This window comes from Alkalibacter mobilis, from assembly GCF_015594845.1.
GTDB lineage: Bacteria > Bacillota > Clostridia > Eubacteriales > Alkalibacteraceae > Alkalibacter > Alkalibacter mobilis.
In genome coordinates this window covers 156,968-178,861 of record NZ_JADNRK010000001.1, presented here as the reverse complement: position 1 = coordinate 178,861, position 21,894 = coordinate 156,968, and the positions used below count along the sequence as shown (strand labels likewise).

17 protein-coding genes and 1 riboswitch are annotated in these 21,894 nt (G+C 39.5%); of the genes, 2 read left to right on the top strand and 15 right to left on the bottom strand.

The window, feature by feature from the left end:
* Positions 1-44 precede the first annotated feature (44 nt).
* Complete coding sequence (locus tag IWB18_RS00785) at positions 45-1,331, top strand: MFS transporter (protein WP_225877716.1); 1,287 nt, start codon at positions 45-47, stop codon at positions 1,329-1,331.
* Positions 1,332-1,372: 41 nt separating this feature from the next.
* Positions 1,373-2,185, top strand: coding sequence for a methyltetrahydrofolate cobalamin methyltransferase (locus IWB18_RS00780; protein WP_195681672.1), 813 nt, complete (start codon positions 1,373-1,375; stop codon positions 2,183-2,185).
* A 155-nt stretch (positions 2,186-2,340) separates the two neighbouring features.
* On the opposite strand, the gene IWB18_RS00775 is transcribed toward IWB18_RS00780, so the two are convergent.
* The 15 genes from IWB18_RS00775 to IWB18_RS00705 form a co-directional block, all read right to left on the bottom strand.
* Positions 2,341-3,366, bottom strand: coding sequence for a radical SAM/SPASM domain-containing protein (locus tag IWB18_RS00775; RefSeq protein ID WP_195681671.1), 1,026 nt, complete (start codon positions 3,364-3,366; stop codon positions 2,341-2,343).
* A 20-nt stretch (positions 3,367-3,386) separates the two neighbouring features.
* Complete coding sequence (locus tag IWB18_RS00770; protein ID WP_195681670.1) at positions 3,387-4,424, bottom strand: ATP-binding protein; 1,038 nt, start codon at positions 4,422-4,424, stop codon at positions 3,387-3,389.
* 33 nt (positions 4,425-4,457) lie between these two features.
* Positions 4,458-5,189: an ABC transporter permease gene (locus IWB18_RS00765; RefSeq protein ID WP_195681669.1), complete on the bottom strand. Its 732-nt coding sequence runs from the start codon at positions 5,187-5,189 to the stop codon at positions 4,458-4,460.
* The gene (locus IWB18_RS00760; protein ID WP_195681668.1) at positions 5,161-6,036 is read right to left on the bottom strand and encodes an ABC transporter ATP-binding protein; all 876 of its coding nucleotides are present in this window, start codon (positions 6,034-6,036) and stop codon (positions 5,161-5,163) included. The genes IWB18_RS00765 and IWB18_RS00760 overlap by 29 nt, the downstream gene beginning before the upstream one ends.
* 25 nt (positions 6,037-6,061) lie before the next feature.
* Positions 6,062-7,996 carry a VWA domain-containing protein gene (locus tag IWB18_RS00755; RefSeq protein ID WP_195681667.1) on the bottom strand — a complete coding sequence of 645 codons (1,935 nt, stop codon included), beginning with the start codon at positions 7,994-7,996 and terminating at the stop codon, positions 6,062-6,064.
* 6 nt (positions 7,997-8,002) lie between these two features.
* A complete protein-coding gene (cobN, locus tag IWB18_RS00750) occupies positions 8,003-11,752 on the bottom strand; it encodes a cobaltochelatase subunit CobN (protein WP_195681666.1) in 3,750 nt (1,249 codons plus the stop codon).
* Positions 11,753-11,807: 55 nt separating this feature from the next.
* Positions 11,808-13,004 (bottom strand): ABC transporter substrate-binding protein, encoded by a 1,197-nt coding sequence (locus tag IWB18_RS00745; protein WP_195681665.1) that lies wholly within the window; start codon positions 13,002-13,004, stop codon positions 11,808-11,810.
* Positions 13,001-14,125, bottom strand: a complete 1,125-nt coding sequence (locus IWB18_RS00740; RefSeq protein WP_195681664.1) for an adenosylcobinamide amidohydrolase — start codon at positions 14,123-14,125, stop codon at positions 13,001-13,003. The genes IWB18_RS00745 and IWB18_RS00740 overlap by 4 nt, the downstream gene beginning before the upstream one ends.
* A gap of 2 nt (positions 14,126-14,127) precedes the next feature.
* Entirely contained in the window at positions 14,128-15,339 is a 1,212-nt protein-coding gene (locus IWB18_RS00735; protein ID WP_195681663.1) for an ABC transporter ATP-binding protein, read from the bottom strand.
* The gene (locus tag IWB18_RS00730; RefSeq protein ID WP_225877726.1) at positions 15,336-16,388 is read right to left on the bottom strand and encodes a FecCD family ABC transporter permease; all 1,053 of its coding nucleotides are present in this window, start codon (positions 16,386-16,388) and stop codon (positions 15,336-15,338) included. Before IWB18_RS00730 ends, IWB18_RS00735 begins: the two co-directional genes overlap by 4 nt.
* Before the next feature lie 65 nt (positions 16,389-16,453).
* A complete protein-coding gene (locus tag IWB18_RS00725) occupies positions 16,454-17,455 on the bottom strand; it encodes a homing endonuclease associated repeat-containing protein (RefSeq protein ID WP_195681662.1) in 1,002 nt (333 codons plus the stop codon).
* A gap of 490 nt (positions 17,456-17,945) precedes the next feature.
* Positions 17,946-18,143, bottom strand: a riboswitch (cobalamin riboswitch).
* A gap of 104 nt (positions 18,144-18,247) precedes the next feature.
* Entirely contained in the window at positions 18,248-18,481 is a 234-nt protein-coding gene (locus IWB18_RS00720; RefSeq protein WP_195681661.1) for an ATP-binding protein, read from the bottom strand.
* Between the two features lie 113 nt (positions 18,482-18,594).
* Positions 18,595-19,743 carry an anti sigma factor C-terminal domain-containing protein gene (locus tag IWB18_RS00715; protein WP_195681660.1) on the bottom strand — a complete coding sequence of 383 codons (1,149 nt, stop codon included), beginning with the start codon at positions 19,741-19,743 and terminating at the stop codon, positions 18,595-18,597.
* The gene (locus IWB18_RS00710) at positions 19,736-20,224 is read right to left on the bottom strand and encodes an RNA polymerase sigma factor (RefSeq protein ID WP_195681659.1); all 489 of its coding nucleotides are present in this window, start codon (positions 20,222-20,224) and stop codon (positions 19,736-19,738) included. Before IWB18_RS00710 ends, IWB18_RS00715 begins: the two co-directional genes overlap by 8 nt.
* 353 nt (positions 20,225-20,577) lie before the next feature.
* Complete coding sequence (locus IWB18_RS00705) at positions 20,578-21,879, bottom strand: MFS transporter (protein ID WP_195681658.1); 1,302 nt, start codon at positions 21,877-21,879, stop codon at positions 20,578-20,580.
* Between the last annotated feature and the right edge of the window lie 15 nt (positions 21,880-21,894).

Sequence of the window (21,894 nt, the reverse complement as noted above, 5' to 3'; positions counted from 1 at the left end):
GCATGTTGACTGCCCCGGGGATCAAACCGCAAAGGAGAATTTATATGAATAAGAACGAAATAACGTATAAAGACCTTAGTAAATGGCATCGGTTGTTGCTGATATTTCTTTCAGGGTGTGGAAGCGGAATAATTTATGTACCCATATATATGAAAAATGTGTTCTACGAACCTCTATTGGTAGGCCTTGACATAACCAATGCTCAACTTGGATTTTTATCGGGAATGTATGGAATAATGGCTACCATACTGTATATACCTTGTGGGATCGTTGCGGATAAATTACGGCTCAGGACCATGTGCTGGGTGGGATTTGCAAGCACGGCTGTACTGGTGTTCTGGTACTCATCCATGCCTTCCTATTCGACGCTGGTATTGATTTTTGCACTGTTTGCAGTGACTACTATCCTGATCTGGTGGGGGTGCCGGTACAAACTGCTGAGGTTTGCGGATTCTGAAGAGAATTATCCGGCTGTAGTGGGTTTTAGCTATGCATTATATGGGCTTGGTGGATTGTCTATCAATGCGGTGGCCCTTTTGATTTTTAGAATGACTCCTGACTATGTAAAAGGCGTGCAGTACGCTTTGATGTTTTTAGGAAGCGTTATTCTTGCTCTTGGTGTCTTGGCATACTTTGCTATCCCGAAATTTAAAGATGAAATAATTACTGATCCCGATAAAAAATTCAATGTCAACGAATTGAAGGAAGCGATGAAGCATCCGGGAGTCTGGATGTCAAGCTCGATATTGTTTTTCGTGATGATCGTCTATATGGGGATGAACTACACAACTCCATATTTAACGGATGTATTTTCTGCATCACTGACAGTTACAGGAATAGTAGGAATGATCCGTTACTACGGTATAGCGTTGATATCCGCACCCATACTGGGCGGCATTGCAAAGAAGACCGGATCACCTTCGAGGATAATTGCATACTCCATGATTGCAGCGGGAATATGCTGCGGAGCACTGTTGTGGTTGCCGACAGCTGCCGGTTTCCTTACTTCAGCGGTTGTAATAATAATCCTTTTGGGATTTGTTGCAAATGGCGGTTATGGCATAGCTTCGTCGGTATTAACTGAAACACACGTGCCAGCACATATATTTGGTGCCGCTACCGGACTTTTGTCAGTAATAGGATTTTTGCCGGAAAGCTTTATGCACCAACTTTTTGGAAGTTACATAGACAAATATGCCAATGATGGATATACGATAATCTTTGGAATATTGACTGCAAGCGCTCTTGCTGCAATAGGTTTCAGCGTTTTGACCATGAGATATCTTAAAAAATCAAAAGAGAAGAACCTGAGCGAAAAAATAGCAAGTTGAAACCAATGCAACGAATATAAAGTAAAACAAGGAGGATTTAGATGATCATAATCGGAGAAAAACTGAACGGAGCCATTCCTTCCGTAAAATCGGCAATAGAATCAAAAGATGAAAATTTTATAAGAGAGAAAGCCATAGCACAGGCAGAGGCGGGAGCCAATTTCATAGATGTTTGTGCAGGAACGGCTCCTGATGTTGAATTGAGGACCCTTAATTGGATGATAGACATTGTGCAGGAAGCAGTGGAAACGCCACTGTGCATCGATAGCCCGGATCCTGAGATACTAAAGGCCGTTTTTCCCAGGTGCAATAAACCTGGATTGGTAAATTCCATGTCCGGAGAGGGGAACAAGATGGAAGTTTTGCTTCCACTCTTTAAGGAAGCGGATCCAAAATGGGAATTGGTAATAATGACTTGTGACAATCAAGGCATACCCAATACTGTGGAAAAAAAGCTGGAATTGACAAAAATGATGGTTGAAGAATCGAAGAAATACGGATTGACTCCTGACAGGATCCACATAGATCCGTGTATTATGGCTTTGTCTACCGATAATCTTAGTTTTCTGAATTTTAAAAGAGAGATCGAAGCAATCAGGGAAGTATATCCGGAAATTCATATAACATCAGGCCTAAGTAATATTTCCTTTGGTATGCCCGTAAGAAAGTTGATGAATCAAAATTTCATGACTCTTTCCATGTTCGTAGGAATGGATTCTGCAGTATTGGATCCGTTAAGCAGAGATTTGATGGGAGCCATTTATGCAACTGAAGCCTTGATGGGAAATGACAAATTATGCAGAAAATATTCCAATGCCTATCGCAAAGGGAAAATCGGTCCTATAAAAAAATAAATTTATCAATGATATAAATAGGAGCCTGGAGCTGACACTTTGTCCCCCTCAGGCTCTGTTTTGATCATCCCATTGTAAATGGGAGACTAAAGTAATTTAAAATTCATGATGCCATTTTCAATTTAGCAATATGCACGTAAAAGTCTCAACACTATCTAACTGGAGATCAACTTTTCAGCTATTTTAAAAGATATTTTTTTCAATGCGCAGTCTAGTGAATTTTCTAAGCGGAAACTACCATTAATTATGGATCTTGAAGGACAAGTTCCTGTACAAAAATAGTTATACTTACATTTTTCACATTCATTTGCTGTCGGACTCGGCAAAGAAATTTGTTTTATATTTTCGTCAATGTTTAAGTTGCCTATATAATACTCTGGGTGATCAGTTAAAGAGCCGCAGGGATATATTTTGCCATTTGGCAAAACAACATAAGATTGTCCAGTAGAAGCATAGCAGTATGCTTTTTTGTAAACACAGGCATTTGATGTCAGACGTTTTTTGGCCTCTTGAATGGATCGAATATATAATTTTTTACCCGAATATTTGTATAATATTTCGCACCGCTCATGTAATGCTACAAGACCCTCTGTTAACTGCCGTTCGGTAACGTCTTTAACTGTTGAATCACTATCTTTTGCTCTGCCGGTATGGCGCAGCAAATCTAATCCGACTCCTGCAACGTTACCAAAGTATAAAGCTACATCGGCTAACTCGGAAAGGCGAGATACATTGATTGATGTCACTACACTGTTCAAATTGACGGTTATTCCTGCTTGGGCAAGGTGGTGCATTCCTTTTATTAAGTGGTTTGTTTTTCCGCGCAAAACCTCATTTATTTCAGGTGGGCCATCCATACTTACTCCTATTGAAATATTCATTTGCTTTAGTTCTCGGGCCATAAGGTTATCAATCAAAGTCGCATTGGTCTGCATTTGGAAAGAGGCCTTGTATTTTTTTTCTTGTATATAAGAATACACTTGTTTAATCAAATCAAAGTTGAGTAGTGGTTCTCCACCTGTAAATTGAATTTTCATATTACTATTTTTAAAATAGTCTATTATTTTTTTTGCAGTTTCAAAATCCATATGTGTTTTTTCTTGAACTTGCGTAGCATAACAGTATTTGCACGATAAATTACATTCACTAGTTGTCCAAAGGACAATAAAAACTTTATTCATAGTACTCCTTTGCGCCACTTTTAGCGAATGGCTTCTTGGATTTTTTCCAAAATAAATTGCGAGTCGATCGAAGAATCGTCAAAGGGCATTTTTCTCATTCGATGAGGCAGGGTAAATGAAGCAGCTTCTTCCAATTCTTTTTCAGAGACGGAATTTTTTCCGTTGTAGGCTGCTATGGTTATGGCAGTTTTAATCATGACTATGTCGGCTCTGTGACCATCTACGCCAAGAGAAACGGCGATTTTAGCAGCCATTTCCAGTAGTTCATCGCTGAAAGTTACTTCGGGAAGAAGGGCTATGGCTTCTTGAATCTTGTGAGCCAATTGTTCTTGGGAAAATGTATAATCATTTAAAAAGTTTGACGGATTCTTTTCAAACTCGATCCTTCTCCTGATCAGTTCGACACGTTTGGAAGTATCTGTGACCCCTGTAACGTCAACAACTAAACCAAATCGATCTAGTAGTTGTGGACGTAGATCACCTTCTTCAGGATTCATTGTCCCAATCAAAGTAAATTTTGCCGGATGAGTATAAGAAATTCCTTCCCGTTCTATAGTGTTGACTCCCATTGCGGCTGAATCTAACAGTATATCTACCACGTGGTCATCCAAAAGGTTCACTTCATCCACATATAAAATATTTCTGTTTGCCTGTGCTAAAATACCGGTTTCAAATTTCTTTTCTCCCTTTTGAATGGCGTGTTCAATATCCATTGTCCCAACGACACGATCTTCTGTTGCACTGATGGGCAATTCAATGACACGCATTTTGGTATTTATAGTATCCAGCTTTTTTTCGTTTTTCATCAGTTCAGAACATCTTAGGCAGGCATGATCCAAATCATACGGATTGCATGAAAAAGGGCAGTCCTTAACTTGAGCCCGTTTGGACAAGAGATCTGCTAAAGATCTGACAGCGGTTGATTTTGCAGTTCCTTTTTCTCCTCTAATCAAAACACCTCCCAGGGATGGATTGATGATATTTAAAATTAAGGCTGTTTTCATTTTGTTTTGCCCCACAATTGCCGTGAAAGGATAGATGTTTCGTTCTATTGACATTTTTTTACCTCATTTCTTTATTTTGGTTATTTATCATTCTGCTCTTTTGCATAATCGAATACTTAAAAACAGGAATAGAAGGAAATATGTGATCAAAATTGAGGGAGATATCCATGCATTTTGTGATAATGGGGTACCGGTCCTCATTCCAATAGTCGATTGGGTAAGTGGTAAAATTCGTATCAGTTCATTTAGGATAAAAGGCATTTTTTCGATGGGGAAAAAGGTTCCGCTCAAAAAGGCCATAGGAGTAATGATAAAGCTAGTAAATTTGCTCATTTCCAAATGAGAGTCAATGACCATTCCAACAACAAATCCCAAGGAAGAAAAGACCAGTGCATTTAGAAATGCCACTAACACAAAGAACCCTGTTACGATTATATTTGCCTTAAAAAAGAGGGCGATTATAATTATTAATACTGCGGAGTACATACCACGCAGAGCGCCTGCTGTAATTTTTCCAATTGCATATTCCCATATGCGAATAGGTGATGTCATGAACTCCTCGAATGTCTTGTCATAAGTCCTGGAAATGTTTAGGCTGTTTGCGACGGTTCCAAAGCTTACAGTCATGGTAGTCATTGCTACGATGCCCGGCATTACAAAATTCATATAACTGGTACCGGAGATGATGACTTCACTTCCAAGACCCCACCCGAAAGCAATAAGGTATAGAAGAGGAGAAATCATTGAACTGCTGGTGATAGTCCAAAACTTTTGTTTGAAGATTTTTTGTTCATGCCAGAGAATGGTTAAAACATTCATGATTTTCTCCTACCTTTCGATTAGTTAGTAGTACAAACGTATCCTCCAAGTTTGTGGGACGGATGTTCACGCTGGTTGAAAGGCTTTTGGCTTTTTCCAAGGCAGTTTCTCGATCACTGAAAAACATGTTTTTTGTTTCATTCACCCGTTCATCAAAGCATTCCAATGCAAATTCGCCGGAAGCTCGAATAAGGTTAGTCGGTGTATCCAAAGCAATGATTTTGCCAAAGTTAAGAAAACCCACTCTTGAACAAAGAGCTTCTGCTTCTTCAACATAATGAGTTGTTAAAATTACGGTCATCCCTTCTTTGTTCAATCTTTTCATCAAATCCCATAATTTTCGTCTTGCGGTCACGTCTAACCCAATTGTAGGTTCGTCCATCAATAAGACCTCCGGACTGTGCAATAGGGCCCTTGCAATCATAAGTTTTCTTTTCATTCCACCTGAAAAATGCCGGATAATGTCATTTTTTCTATTGCTTAAATTGGTAAATTCAAGCGATTCATCTATTCGTTTAGTGAGCACATCTTTAGGCATTCTAAAAAGCTTTCCATGAAGTTCTAAATTTTGTTTAGCTGTAAGTTCTGATTCTAAATTGGTGTGCTGAGACACAATTCCAATTTTTGATTTGACACGAGACTTATCTCTATCCATGAGTACTCCATCGATTGAAATACTGCCTAAAGTTGAAGGGGTTAAAGTACTCAACATCCGGATCAATGTTGTCTTACCGGCACCATTGGGGCCCAACAATCCAAAAAATTCACCCTTATGGATTCTAAGGTTCAACTGGTCGATAGCATTGATAGAGCCGTATGTTTTTGTCAAATTTTTTAAAATGATCACGTAAATTCCTCCATTTTGACTTTTTTTAGAGAGACATTTTTACTGCTGCTGTTAATGTTTTAGAATGTAAATCATTTATTTCTAATAAATCAGCATTCATCGCTTCAGCAAGCTTTTCCAAAAAATGTAATTTAATAAAACCTTGGTCAGCATCGATGATGACAGTTTTGATTTTTTCTGCCCCGATCCGTCGAGCACTATCGATTGCAGATTCAAAGGAATCTTTTGATTTTTCACTATAAGTTGCTTTTCCATCAGAGACCAGAACAATAACGGGAAGGATGTCCTTGTCTTTGATTTTTGCAGATTTAATTATCTCGTATGCTAGGTCAAGACCAGCATCAAGAGGCGTTCGCCCACCTGTAGGCAGAGATTGCAGCTCCTTTTGTGCAAGTTCAACGCTTCTGGTAATTCCCAGAAGCAATTCTGCAGAATTTCTTCGGAAAGCTATCAAGCCTACTCTATCCCTTTTTTGATAAGCATCATTCAAAAGAGAAAGAATAGCACCTTTGACGGATCTCATCCGATTTTCGGCTCCCATTGAGCCACTGGCATCTACAACAAAAAGTATGGTGTTGCCTGTACGTTTTTCTCTGATTTTCACACGAATATCCGATTTTTTTACGCAAAAGGCTAAATCGTTTTTTTCTCTGAAAAGTTGGTAAGGTGCGGCAGCCCGAAGTGTGGCTGCAATCGCTATATTGGATACATTGCCCGTTGCGGGGATTCGCGAGCGAACATGGCGACCTTGCTGAGCATCAGTTTTTACTACGCTTCTTTTACCGCTACCTTTGTGAATGCTTTTTCGTTTTTTTTCTGAAAGCCAACGACCAACATCGAAAATTTCCCCGGATTCTTCTGTTTTATCGCTGTCATTTGAAAATTGATTCTCCTCAGGTTCAATTTTATCAGGTTCAATTTCATCGGAATCGTTTAAAGAATTTTCCTGTTGTGGTATAGAGGAATCTTGAGTCGGTAACTCTTCAGGCGGTGAGTTGTTTTCTTGACTGTCCGGTGAGGCCTGAACGTTGTCATCGTCATGAGTATCTTGATGAATATTAGGTGCCTGAGGATCCTGGCGCTGCCGTGTACGATGAGGCAAAACAAATTTTGCGGCTTCTTTAATGTCTGAAATATTCAATGTTTTTCGAAAGTCCCAAGCGGCAATAGCTTTTGCGGTCTCAATAAGAATAAGTTCTGCTCTATGCCCGGCGCAATTTGCTTCCATTGCAATAGCAGATGCGATCTTCATGGCGTGTTCGGTAACAACTAACTGACGAAGTGCATTTTGAGCCTGTGCGATGTGCGTCTTAATAGTTTGGTTTTGTTTTTGATAAGACTTAAAAAATTCATACGGATTATTTTCGTAATAAATTCGTCTTTTTATGATTTCTGTTCTTTTTCTGATGTCGTTTTCCGAGTTTGCTTCAACAAATAAACCGAAGCGATCCAGAAATTGGGGTCGAATACCTCCTTCTTCAGGATTCATGCTGCCCACTAAGATGAATTTAGAATCGTGAACCAAGGACAGTCCTTCCCGCTCAACCTTGTTTAGCCCCGAGGAAGCAGCTTCCAATAAGTTTTTTACAATGGGATCGCTTAGAAGATTTACTTCATCGACATATAAAATGTTGTTGTTAGCTCTTTGCAGGATTCCAGGCTCAAAGCTTCGTTTACCGTATTTTAGAGTGCGTTCTAAATGAATTCCACCCATAAGACGGTCTTCAGTCGTATTCAATGGAATCTCAATCAACTCCATTGTAAAGATTAGATCACAGAGACTGCGAACTAGTGTTGACTTTGCTGTTCCTTTTTCTCCGCTGATTAGAACTCCACCGATTTTAGGATTTACAATATTCCACAACAACGACTTTTTAATGCTTTCTTGCCCGACAATAGCTGAAAATGGGAACTTATTGCAATTGGAATTCAATTTTTTTCTCTCCTTTCTATGTTGCATTTATGATTATTCCATTTCTTCAAAATTTCCTTCCATTTCCATATAGATTTGTTTTAGTTTTTCGACATTTTCTGGAGTTGTATTCCACATACCACGTTGTGACGCCTCCAATAAGTTTTCAGCTATACCGTGCAAAGCCCAGGGATTGACTTCTCGCATCCAATCGGAATTTTCTTTATGAAATGCATATTTTTCTGCGATGCTGTCATACATCCAATCATCGATTACGTCTGTTGTAGCATCCCAACCAAATGCGAAACTGACCATTCCCGATACTTGAGAGGCACCTCTATAACCATGCTTTTTCAAACCATCGATCCATTTCGGGTTGCATACTTTCGCTCTCATTACCCGAGATGCTTCCTCGTGCAGAGATAGAGTTTCTATGTGATCCGTATCAGAAGAGCTTGGGATATATGCGCGCTTTTGTGTCCCACTATGAGTTGTGATCGCAGCAACCATACCACCGAAGTAATTGAAAAAGTCATCGCCGTCCAACATGTCGAATTCTCTGGTAGGCTCATTTTTGACAGCTAGATTTGCCTTTTTCATTCTCATGGAAAATACTTGAGGAAGCTTTTCACCATGCACTTTCTTTCCATATGCATGGCAACCCCAAGTAGTGTAAACAGTACCGAGATCAGTAACGTCATTCCACCTTTTGCTGGTGATCACATTGGCTACACCGGCTCCGTATGCACCAGGCGCATCTCCAAAGATACGCAGAGTTGACCATTCCGTGGCGAGATCTAAATCGATACCTTGTGAAAGAAGCTCTGCGACTTCTTCGTGTACGTGTTTTTTAATATAGTTTTTATCTTCAGGTTCGTCTAAAGCTGCAACAAGATTTACGGCATCTTCCACGCGTTCAATTAAATTCGGGAAAGCATCTCTAAATAATCCGGTGATTCTCAAAGTAACGTCGATTCTGGGTCTGCCCAGCTCTTCCAAAGAAAGTGTTTCTATGCCAATTACGCGTTCGGTATTTCCCAGCCAAACAGGTCGTACCCCCAGTAAATACAAAGTTTCTGCAATGTCATCCCCATAAGTTCGCATGGAGTCAGTTGCATAGACTAGCATAGAAATACTTTCAGGATATTGACCTTCATCTTTTATATATCTCTCCAACAACTGATTTCCCAAGACTTTTCCAATTTCCCAAGATGAACGGGAGGGCATCGCTCCAGGATCTACAGTATAAAAATTTTTGCCTGTTGGAAGAATACGTGCATTTCCCCTTGTAGGGGCACCAGCCTGCCCTGGTGGAACAAATTTTCCATTGATCCCCTTGATAAAATGATCTATTTCCTGAGAAATACCTAGAACTTTATCTTTCAACTCAGTACAAACAAACTCCAGGCAAGTGCGTAAGGCTGAAGGATCGTTATTATTTTTGTATCGATTGAGAATTGCATTTATTGCAGTTGGGTCATACGACGCTTTATCCAATTCCATGAATATTTCTCTTCCTGCAGCATCTACTTCTCCAAGTAGAATTCCATTAGATTTTCCGTCAGGAGTGGCTTTCTCCGGATGTTCCAACAACTCTTCCAAATCAAGACCAAAAATTTGGCATAGCCCTTGACGTAGCGAAGGAATATCACCATTTCTGTTTCGTACTAGAGCCTTTAGCATGTTGCGAAATCGATCTCCATCGGGAACTTTACCAAATATATGCAGGCCGTCATTTATTTCGCATGCTTGTATATTGCTAACCCAGGAGTGCATTTGTTTGACACATTCGTCCGCATCTTTTTCCATTTGATCAGTCGATAAATCAAGATCCAGATGCATGTTCATTCTTATAGCCAGATTTAAAATCTGGCTTCTGATTATCGGCAGTTTTTGGGAATCTGAAGCGCGTACGTGATAATATTGTTTCATTAACTCGTCCATTTCCGCCAATTCGTCATAGACTCCACTTTCAACCATAGAGGGAATCATGTGATCGACTAAGCCGGCATAAGAACGTCGCTTGGCTTGGGTGCCTTCTCCAGCAGCGTTGATTATATAAGCATATAAGTGGGGGATCGTGCCCATGCATATATCAGTGAAGCAGTCCTTCGATAAGCCGACTTCCTTGCCGGGAAGCCATTCAAGTGTGCCGTGTGTACCCACATGTACGATTGCATCGGCCTTGAAGACCCGTTCGATCCAACGATAAAAGCCCAAGTATTGATGAGGGCACGGGATGTCCGTACTGTGATACATTTCCTCCGCTTTTTCTTCAAATGCCCTGGGAGGCTGTAAGCCGATAAATAGATTTCCGTTGATTATTCCTGGAATTAATAACTGGTTGTCAACAGACATAAAATCACCAACAGGATCGCCCCAGTATTTGACTAGGTTTTGTTGTACTTGCGGTATAAAGGAGTCGAACCACTCGTTATATTGGTTTTTTGTAACTGTATCGACGCTTTTTTTAAGGATTTGTTCAGGGGAGGACCACCGATTGTCATTAGTAAGACCTTCAATGATTCGGTCGATTATATCTTTTCCATCAGTAAAAGAATAGGAAGTGAAATAACCATTATCTTCTAAATTAGTTATCATGTCGAAAACGGAAGCGGGTGTATCCAACCCGGCAGCACCTCCGATCGTGCTGTTGCTTGGAGGATTGTTGTGTAAAATAATGGCAATCTTCTTATTTTTATTTGGTTTTTTGGTTAGTTTCCCATAGTTGACAGCGAGTTTGGCCACCTGATTGGCGCGTTCTTCTATTGGTGCTACAATTTTTCTTGGACCGGTTTCCGTATCTGTAAGTTCTTTAGTAGCAATTGGATAAGTTATGATTTGACCATCGAATTCGGGTTGGAAAACACTCCAACTCAGAGAAAGTCCGTCCAATCCTTGCACGGAGTCTTTCCATTCTTCGAAAGACTGCATGGTTGACATGGCTTGAAGTACAGGTACGCCAATAAACTCAAAAATACTGTTTTCTTTTGGCTTTGTTCCATCTCCAGGTTCGGATAGGATGCTGAGGCTGAAAGCAGCTGTATTGATTATGGATTGCACGATCGGCTTTCCATTGCGCATCATATATCGTTCTAAGGCGACCCGGACACCTTCACTTCCGATGTCTTCATCCGGAAGCATATCAGAATAAACGCACAAGGGAATACCACCATTTTCCTTCACACTATGAAAGATAGCATCGATTTGTGGGACTCGGACTTCTTTTGGAGAAATGTTTATATTGGTAAGAATTCCCACTACAGGCTTTTCCGTATTTATTATATTGTTCAAGTATGATTCTTCATCTTCTATTTTTTTATCGGGATCGTAAAGTCCGCTCCATTTGGAGTAGGCTGGTTCAATAAATGGGATGTCGATTTTTGCAAAGCGATTGCCGATCCATTTGACCAGATTTAATACATTTTCATATCCCCCGGATTTGTAATAGGTGTATATGGTTTTGAATTCTTCCGGCATTATCCTACATTTCGGGAAGGTTTCGTTGATTTCTTCTTGAATAGTCGTTTGGAGAAAAATGTTTTTATTGTTTTTGATACGGTCAAAGTACGGTAAGAATTTCTTGAAAAAAGAAAGAGAACCATGTATTTTTATAAATACAAAATCTGCACGATCAGTTTCTTCCAGGCAGGACTCGAATTTGCTGTTGGTCTCATCCAACTCTGTCGTATTATATAGATTTATATTGAAGAAACCAGGGAACTGGTCCTCCAGTTCCCTTTGTGCTTGTTTAAATAAATGGAAAGGTTCCATACTGGTCATAATGACCACCAGATTAAGCATATATTACCTCCGTATTATCGTTTTATGTTTTATAGTAACAAACAAGATATAAATCTTATTGGGCAACGTCAGGCATAAGGATAAAGTTTTCAAATTCTACATCTGGGAATAGATCTGGGTGAAAAATTGCAGCTAATTCCAAATATTTTTTGTCGATATTATGATAGCTATTCCAGAAATTATCTGTAATTTGCCAGACACGATCTTGTGCAAATATCTCAAGTTCAGCTAAAGCTGGGGCCTGATCCGTGATAGATTTTTTGTCGGGTCCATATTTAGGCATGCCTCTGTTTATAAGGATATCTCCCTTGGAAAGAAGTTCGTAAAGTTCTTCAATTGTAATATTGGTAACGCTGTTGGTATCATCTCCGATTCCATCGAACAGATATTCAGCACCAGCCGCACGTATCATTTTTGCTGATTTAGAGCCAGCATCTTCTACATAAGCTTTGCCCATGGCTACAATGGCCCATCCAACTTTTGGTTTAGGCTGGTCTTTTGTCTTTGCCACAACCTCATCAATACGAGACATTGCTTCTTCAAAATATGTTTCAGCTTCCTGATCCAAATTATAGAATGCTGCAAAGAACTTGATCCACTCCATCGTTCCTCTATAATCATCCTCACCGCTAGATCCGTCAATCAGATAGGGTATGTTTGATTGATCGAGCATACCTACTAATTTTTCTATATCAGCATTCATTCCGCCGCCTGTTAAAAATAACAAATTGGGATTAAGCGATTGTATGATTTCATGATCGTAGGTGGTTGTCATCGCTGTATTGCTTCCAATATCGACGATTTTGCCGTTCAACATTCTTGATTTCATAGCATCAAAGTCCCACTCATCTGCAGTCAGACGGACACCCGAAATGCTGTCAAAGAGAGCATCGTCATTGAAAGCTCTCAGGTAACCGACTTGAGTAGTGCTTGTGTACACCGTATTTTGAAGAGGAATGGTTACCGTTGGTAAATCATCGAATTTAATGGGAGCTGTTTGACCCTCATTTAAAAGAAGCATCTTATTACCCATGGCATCTGTTACAATTTTCATGCCGTTTGAAAAATATTGCACGTTAAAGTTTTTGGCAAATTCTAATTTTATATCTGTGATTGCAGTTTCAGGTGTATCGCCATTTGAAGGACTTTCAGATGAAGCTTTTGTCTCTGCATTCTGAGCACAACCGCTAATAGAAAGCAGAAGTGCAGTAACTAAAAATAGAACAACCATTTTCGTAAATTTTCTTTTCATCTTGTGACATCTCCTTGGTTTAAATTATTTGTATTAGTCAAGTTACAAACTACTGCATCTGCAAAACACGCGGTAAATAACTCAGCCATTGAATTGATGTTTTCGGAAAAAACATTTTCCGGTATAGTTTCATTGGATAGACAGGTAGAAATTTGATTTAAGAGAATCTCTCCGCACTGAGAAGCAGTCTTGCCGGAAATAAGTCCCCATTTGAGTTGATCCATCAGATGTATGTAAAGAGAAGTAAGTCCAACCAGAACACCATTTCTATCTTTTGTGTGGACTAGGTGCAATACGTCTGAAATATCGAGGGAAGGACAAATCACTTCGATTTTTTCAATCAAACTTTTTTCATCTATGCCATAGCGTTTGGTCCTGGAGAGTACGCTGTGTTGACTATTCGCAGATAAGTTCATATGCTTTTCTAAAGATTCCGTTACAGCATCCATAACGGTGCGACCAATAAGTTCCCCCAATTTTCCATGTTTTCCCGCATATGTGAGTTTGTCGTTTGAATCTGCATTTGCAATTATCATGATGTTGTCTGTCCCTGAACCAGTTGCAATGCCTGAAGAACGCAGGCTAGATGCCATTAACTCCTGTAAGGCTGCAACTTTTGCTTCAGTTGAAGTCATTATGGAACGCGCCATGCATTCGCAAGTCATATCTCGATTGCAGAAAACCATGATATTGATTGTGCCGGGTTTTAAAGGCACATTTTCGCCGCAATTTTCATAACAAGTGGCTTCCTCACCGACTCGACCACCGTTCACTTCCAGGCTGGCTGTAGCAATGGCAGTTACAGATAAGGTATCGTATTTAAGGGTTTTGATTGCCGCATGGTCCATAGAGACGATTGTGGCCATATAAGCGACAGAGGTATAATCAAGACCTAGTTCGTCAATAATGAATTTTTTCTTCTCTTCTTCACTGGATTTGCAGTATTCACTTAGCTTGCCGACGCCGGGATTCACGTCGCGATTGAAAATAGCTGAGAGATCTTCACGATAACCTCCGTTGTGACTCGATGTACTAAGCACACGTCTCTTTCCGCTAAACTTAGCAACAAGGCAGCGGTTGTATCTATGAATTTTATCTCCGGTCTCTAGTTGATAGATCATCACTAAGCATCATTCCTCATTTCGGTCATTTTTTGAATTACAGCTTCGATGTTTTTAAAGGGTACTATTTTATTTGAAAAGGACCCATATCGTTTTTGAAAGTCGCTATACGGGGACAAAGAAAATATAGTCTTGTTTATCTTTGCTGCTTCTTCTAGCAGTTTTATGTTAAGTTGATTCATAGATCCTACATGAAACCCGGTGTCAATCAAAAAGGGAACTTCCTTTATTTTTTCCAGTGCAAGATTATACTTTTGTTCGCTTATATTCTCGAAACTTTCTTCTGCTATAATGTGGCAACCTAAAGCTTGACCAATATGAAAATCAACATCATTTTTGTGTAGTATTCCGCAATAAATACCATATCCTGCCCGAGCAACAGCTCGACATATTCCAACTCCACTGCCATTTCCCGCAAAAATGAATACTTCAGGTGCACAAGTTGAATTATTGAACTCGATGCTCCCAAGCAGCTCGCTGTAATTTGCACCTTTGATTTCATAAAGATCTTGAATCGTTCCGCATTTTATGATTTCTTCAGGAGTGCCTTGCGCCACGATTTTTTCATTCTGGAGTAATAAAATCTGTTGACAACCTTTGATGGCAATATCGATGTCATGCAAAGAAAGGATCACAGTAATTCCTTTTTCAAGGCATAAATTACGCAGGATATTGATCACCTCCACTTTGTGCTTTACGTCCAAGTGACTGGTAGGTTCATCAAGCACCAGCAATTCCGGGGCTTGAACCAGAGCTCTTGCTATCATTATCTTTTGCTTTTCTCCGTCACTAAGATTGAAAAAGTATCTGTTGCGTAGATGGGATGCATGTACGGAAGCAAGAGCGTTATCGATAATGTGGACATCATGATCTGTTAATTTTCCCCTAAAATTCGTGTAAGGATAACGACCCATAGAAGCGACTTCAAAAACAGTCATCATGTTCAAGGATAATTGTTCTGTCAATACCACGGCCATTTTTTTTGCCAGGTCATTTTTCTTGATCGTGTTAATATTGTCGTTGCCTATGTAGACTGTTCCGTTGACCGGTTTTAATAAGCCGGTCAAAGTTCTTAGTATGGTTGATTTGCCGGCACCATTTGGTCCTAGAAGACAGATAAGTTGTCCTTTCAATCCTTGAATATTTACGTTGTCAATTACGACTTTGTTACCATAACCTACCTGCAAAGATTTTGTGGAAATAGTTTTATTCACATTGCAGCATCCTTTCTCAAAAGTAAAAACAATACAATAGGGGCGCCGATTAATGAGGTTATCGCACTAAGTGGCAATTCGGTTGGAGATAAGACCATTCGAGCAATTAGGTCACACATACTTGTCATCAGGGCTCCGCCGACAACAACGCCTGGGATTAAAACAGAGTTGTCGGTTGACTTGAACATAATTCTAGTAATGTGAGGAACTGCCAACCCAATAAAAGAAATGGGACCTGCGAATGCAGTAATGACAGCTGTCAAAACACTGGCAATAAAGACTACGATTATTCGGAATCTCTTGATGCTTAACCCCATAGTTGTGGCATAGCGATCCCCAAACAACAAAGCGTTTAATGGTTTGCTTAAAAAAAATGATGCGATAATGAGTGGTAGCCCTATAGCATATAAAAATTTTGTTTGAGCCCATGAAAAGCCGGAAAAACTACCCATCGACCACATGGCAAAACCGTGAACCTGTTCCTTGTCTGCAAATGCTGTCAAAATGCTGGTGGCAGCGTTGCATATAAAACCCGTCATTATGCCAATGATTAGGAGAGTAGTTATGTTGCGGACCTTTTTTGTAGCAGATATAACGACTAACATTACAAGCATGGCTCCAATAAAGGCACCTGTAAATAAAAACATCGGTGTAGTTGATTTCATCCCAAAAGTGAAACCACCCAATACAACCAAACCCACGAACAAAGTGGAACCAGATGAAATGCCTAACACATAGGGTTCGACAATTGGATTGCTAAAAAAGATTTGCAACAAAAGTCCTGATATGGCAAGACATGCCCCGCCTAGAATAGTGGATAGGGCTCTTGGCAGACGGATATTTAAGATGATCGACCGATATGTGTCGTTTTCAACTTCCAGCCCTAAAAATACACGTACAACATCAGATATGCCTATCTTTACCGATCCCACTGATACACTGAGCAGGAAGATGAAAACCGTTGTAAATACAAGAGTAAGAATCAGCATGATTCGCATTATTTTTTTTTTGTTTTCACTATTGGTACATTTTGAAGCCATCGTTAGCATACTCACAAATAAGTCCCCCTAAATTTGTAGATTATCGAATCGAAATATTAATTTAGATTCACATTTTAAGTCTGGATCAGACCGATTTGAAACAGCGTATTTGCCCATGATCCACATTTGGTTTGCAGGCGCTTTCTAATATCTACGGGAATTTCTTTTTTATTTGGCGTGCGTCCTAATCTTTTATATAGATTTAAAACAAATATCAAGTCTTGTTTGGCTTGCTTATCAAGGTTAAGGATTTTGTAATAGCAATCGTGCAATGAATTACTATGGTTAAGAGATGAGGGTTGCTTTACTCCACTTAGGGAAGTAGAGGAAAAGGGATTGATTCTCATAACCGGTTGTAAACCTATTTGATGCAGAGCATTTCTCCATGAACCGCAACGTAGAATCAGTTTTCTTTTTATTTGGGCATCAACTTCCGTATGTAAAGGTGCGCGTCCCAATGATACTGCCTGTTTTTTCAGAGTTGCTAGTAGAGATACATATTCGTCTTCCAAATCTTTGATTATTTCAACAGATTTTTTAGAGAATAAAATTTTCTGAACATTCGCAGCTGTAAGAACCTCAGCCCATTTATCCATGTATTTATTCAGCTCAGAACACACATCCGGTAAATCTTGTGGATGTGGAATTCGTCCCAAACGCAATGTTTCTGCTCGAACTTGTTCTAGCAAAGCTACTATCCGTTCATCTTTGGATTTTTTTTGTTCCAGAGTTAGTCCGCCTTTTCCTGCAGATGTAGGTAGCCCTGCCGCTTTCAAAGCAAGGGGCCACTTCTTAAAGCGAGTTTTAATATATTCGCGCCATACACAAAAGATTTCCTTTTGAGAAGGAGACCGTCCTAATTTATCCGCTTTATTTCTTAACACATCTAAAAGATCTTCATCTGACAAATAATTATACAACTGTTTTCCGCTTTTAGTTGATAGCGAGAATGGTCCCCAAACGGCCGAGAAATTACCATGACATCTTTCTTGTGAATCGTCGAAACCTGATTGCATTTTTTTTAGTTTTTCGTACATTGTAACGATTTGTTGATTTGAATAGTCTGTATTTTTCACTTTTCCAACCACACCTACAATCTTTCTTGAGTCGTTTATTTAATTACAATAATCTAAACAATAACAATAAATGCCCATTCCAAGGGAAGGGCATTTTGCAGAAATATATAACAGAATGCAATTCGACAAGGAATTTTCATAAATCAATACGACCTGTGCTGACTTTACCCTATGGGTATTCACAGCAAGAAAAACTTGTGTCGGATTTGCACCGCCTTAGATTAAGAGTTCATGCACATCAATACATTCCTCATCGCATCTGTCAATTATTAAATTGTTGGTTTAGAACGAAGTCCTATTTAACAACCATATATAGAAGAGTTAGTTATCAAATTTATTGAGTAAGGATTTAAATAAAAAAACCGTATTAACTCTTAAAGTCAATACGGGACGCTTACTAAAAACTGTAACTATGCAACTGTAAAGCAGTTTGCAAATCACTCAATAGCAAAGCAGTGCACCTCTTGAAATCGAAGAGTTAAAATATTATATGCAGCTTATAATTTAAGTAAATGTTTTCTGACTTAAACATCATCGCAAAGTTTTTCACCTTCCCAGAAATTTTTCCAGTGGTCGAGAATAGTTACTCTTGAAAAACAGCTCCGTTATTACAGCAGCGTTCCTGCGTGGGAATTTCACCCAACTTCCTGTGCTATGCACATAATCTACTTAAACGATATTCAATTGAAAAAATTTTAACATATAAGTTTGAAACTGTCAATGAGTTCAACTCATGATGTGTTGTTAACTTGTGATAATGTCACCGGTAGGTATACTTATAAGTCTTCTTTTTTATACACGAAATTTGCATCCACAACCTACATCGCCACAAGTGTCTCCCAGATAGTCTATAGCATATGTGGGGCAAACTCTTTGACAGGCCATGCAGGCTGTGCAAAACTTTGGATTTGCTACCATCGGCCTGGTAGTTCCTTTTGCATAAACATCATTAGGACATCGTTCGATACATGCTCCGCACTCACTACATTTTGTTCGGTCAATAACAGGGTACCATTTTTTTGCCATGAAAATCATCCTTTCCGTACCTATTATTTATATTCTAAATTAATGAAAAAATCAATAGCACCCAGTCTTAAATCTACTGACAAATACCATTCCTTTTTAAGTATTAAAGTCTTTTACCATAAAACTATGTTTTCGACACTTATGCTGTGTACAATCGGGTCACCCTTGAATTTTAAAATGTCTTTTGTGTCAGCTGTAATGAATGCGCCGAAGTATTTAACACCTGTTTGTTCGATTTCCTCGATGGCTTTGTCAATATCCATTAAAGCGAGCAATTCATCATGATAAAGAGTTGCCAATAAAGCGTCGTTTGTTTGGAGCATTTGTAAATTTTTAACAAGGGAATCCGTGTGTGCCTGATTGTCATAGGATTCAAAAACTGCCTGAAGCTCGCCGCGATTTTCATTCACGTCCTTCTGGTCTTCACCATAAGGATAAACAGGAGTATATCCATAATACGAAGGGTTTGCGACCACGATCTCTGATGAAACCAGAGTCAATGGTGTGATTTGTAATGGATCATTTGGATCAGTATCGAGCTCCTCGATAAAATTGTCATTTATTTCCTTTGGAGTCAACTCGGTTTTAAACAGGATCAGCACTTTGGCCTTTGTTCCTGCCGGGGCAGTTTCTAGGGGATCAAAGCCGGATACCGGGTCAGATGGAATACCTGTCAAGCTGGCAAAATTTTCTTTCTCGTAATAGAAAAGCATGCTGTCCGAAATATTTGAAGACTTAGGGCTCCCCAGGCGGTAATTTACGACGATTTCTTTGCTGTCTATCTGTGTGTGGCCTACGGTGTTATTTAAATCCACACCCATACTCTGACGTGCAAAGAGACTGGAAGTGCCGTAACTTGAACCGACGTCGTAATTTGGATGGAACATCTCGGTGATCTGAGCCAAAGTCGCCCGTTCTACGTAAGCTTCCTTGTAATCAAAACCGAATAATGAAGAGGTTGCCCTGCCGGCAAAAAAAGTCAGCAATACAGTTAGTGCCATTATAAAAATAACAGTGGCGGCTGTGGTGGCTATAATTCGAATATTCACCTTGCGTTTGAAATTCGCGGGTTTTGTGTTGTTTTCCAGATCTCCCTTAGATAAAGAATCCTGTAATTCACTCCAGAGAGTTTCATCTTCTTCATTTAAATAATCCATGATTGCGGATACTTTAGTAATTTCATTTTCAAGCCTTGTCGCTTCCTGTGCTTCAAGCTTTCCCGACTTGTACAGATCCAGCATTTCTCTAAAATTTTCACTCATTATTATTCCTCTCCGCCCTTAAAGTTTTTCGAGCTCTATAAATCAAATTTGTTACTGAAGATACTGAAATGCCTAGTATTTTAGCAGCTTGTATGTGGGTTAGCCCGTTAATAACGCAAAGCAATAAAGCTTGTCGCTGGTTTTCAGGTAGATTTGCAATCATTGTCAAAAGTCTTTTGTTATTTTCCTGTTCCACCAGTTTATTTGAAAAATCGCCGGTTTCCATGGAATTGAAAAAGTCGTTGTTTTTATAATCTAGTCTTCCTGATTTTTTTACGTGATCTACATACAGATTGTGGGCGACAGTTAATAGCCATGCCTTGATGTTTGTGCCGGGAGATTGCAAAACACACAAGGCTTTGACGAATGTTTCCTGTGTCAGATCTTCAGCAGTCTGATGATTTGAAGTGAGTCCCATGAGATAGCGGTAGACGTACACATGGTATTTTTTGTAGATTTCTATGAAGATATCGTCTTGCAAATGCACCCATCCTTTCCGCCATTCATTATATATACGATCAAATGATTGAAATATCGCATTAAAACGACGATTATTCTGTAAAAATTTTTGGAAGGTCGTTTTTATTGTTATATTCTGAAGAGGTTTTGTCAATAGCGGATAATAGAATTGATGTGAAGATCAATAATTTGGCAGATGATTTGCTTTATTCAGGTTGATAAAAAAAGGTGAAATGATTCAATTTTGTTCAGTATGACAGAACCTATGAATCGTCATTCTGAGGTTGATCCGAAGAATCTCAACAATTATAGACATATGCTTTAATATATAAATATAAACCGAGGCAGTCAGGATGCCTCGGCTTATATTCTAAATCATGCTACAACTTCTTTGGTATTTTTGTCAATTTCTTTTGCTTTTGCTTGAGACTGGGCATATCGCTTGACCATCAATGAGGATAGTATGCTCAAGATCGCACAAGCGAACAAAATCTTGAATATGGTGTCGAATCCTCGATCGCCTTGGGAGTCCATAAGGTAACCAAACCACTGATGCATGAAACTTTCCGGCAGGAACCCTACAACCGACACAATGCCTGTGGCCGCTCCGAAAATGTGAACGGGAACATGAGTTTGAGTCAGTTGTGAAGATGTTATTCCAAATGCTCCGTTGCCCACAAATCCGAGAACGATCATGGTAACGGCTATAACAAAGGTGAATCCTACGGCTTTTGGAGCAAAAATGAAAACGCTGTAACAAATTCCGGCAACAAGGGATACAGCCATTATGACTTTAGCCGGTGAGTTGATTTTTTCCGCTATCTTTCCAAGTACAGGAGAAGAAATCAAGGTAATGCCGTAAGTACGAATCATTCCAATTATGGATACCAATGCTAAAGGCGCACCGTAAACTGCTGTGAAATATGGTGTAGTGTAGTTCATTCCCATATATACGAACATTACGAAGAACATGGAAATGGATGTCAACCAAACACCGGGATGTTTTATGGCCTCTGCAAATTCAGACAGATTTAAAGATTTGCTCTCTGTGTTGATTTCTCCCTCAAATTTAGGGATAAACAAGTAGGAAAGTATACCCAAAAGCAAGATTATGGCACCCATGAAGGTCAAAACTACTTTTACCCCCTGGGTCTGGTCGGCAATGCTGTTGAAAACTCCCAGGGCCACCATATTGAATAAAAGTCCACCGATACCGTAAAGACCGTAGCTGAACCCGATATTCTTGGGATATTCGGCCTCGCTTGATACCAAGCGCACCAACTTAAATCTGGTTCCCCACCAAATGAGAATGGTGGTAACTGCCAGTAGGCCGAAAATAAACAGCAGTACACCGTAGCTCGGCATGGAAGCATACCAGAAAACTGCCAGGGCAGTCGATACAAAACCGACTGAAGCTAATGTTCTGACCCGGATCTTGTCGGCTACTATCCCTGAAGGGATGTATAGGATCGTTGCCATGATGCCATACATTCCAACTAAAGCACCCAGTTGTTCGTTGTTGATCCCCAACCCGAGAAGGAGAGGTTCGTAGAATACGTTTTTCAAATAAATGGGCAGGTATATTATGGAACTGCCCATGCTGATAAGGACGATCAAAAAGAATTTGTGCATCTTTGAAATGTCGGTGAGTTTCATGTGACCATTAAATTTTTTCATTTTACCATGTCCTTT

Coding starts and splice junctions, on each gene's coding strand:
- IWB18_RS00785 (WP_225877716.1), top strand. CDS start 45: ATGAATAAGAACGAAATAACGTATAAAGACCTTAGTAAATGGCATCGG.
- IWB18_RS00780 (WP_195681672.1), top strand. CDS start 1,373: ATGATCATAATCGGAGAAAAACTGAACGGAGCCATTCCTTCCGTAAAA.
- IWB18_RS00775 (WP_195681671.1), bottom strand. CDS start 3,366: ATGAATAAAGTTTTTATTGTCCTTTGGACAACTAGTGAATGTAATTTA.
- IWB18_RS00770 (WP_195681670.1), bottom strand. CDS start 4,424: ATGTCAATAGAACGAAACATCTATCCTTTCACGGCAATTGTGGGGCAA.
- IWB18_RS00765 (WP_195681669.1), bottom strand. CDS start 5,189: ATGAATGTTTTAACCATTCTCTGGCATGAACAAAAAATCTTCAAACAA.
- IWB18_RS00755 (WP_195681667.1), bottom strand. CDS start 7,996: ATGCAACATAGAAAGGAGAGAAAAAAATTGAATTCCAATTGCAATAAG.
- cobN (WP_195681666.1), bottom strand. CDS start 11,752: ATGCTTAATCTGGTGGTCATTATGACCAGTATGGAACCTTTCCATTTA.
- IWB18_RS00745 (WP_195681665.1), bottom strand. CDS start 13,004: ATGAAAAGAAAATTTACGAAAATGGTTGTTCTATTTTTAGTTACTGCA.
- IWB18_RS00740 (WP_195681664.1), bottom strand. CDS start 14,125: ATGATCTATCAACTAGAGACCGGAGATAAAATTCATAGATACAACCGC.
- IWB18_RS00730 (WP_225877726.1), bottom strand. CDS start 16,388: ATGCTAACGATGGCTTCAAAATGTACCAATAGTGAAAACAAAAAAAAA.
- IWB18_RS00720 (WP_195681661.1), bottom strand. CDS start 18,481: ATGGCAAAAAAATGGTACCCTGTTATTGACCGAACAAAATGTAGTGAG.
- IWB18_RS00715 (WP_195681660.1), bottom strand. CDS start 19,743: ATGAGTGAAAATTTTAGAGAAATGCTGGATCTGTACAAGTCGGGAAAG.
- IWB18_RS00705 (WP_195681658.1), bottom strand. CDS start 21,879: ATGAAAAAATTTAATGGTCACATGAAACTCACCGACATTTCAAAGATG.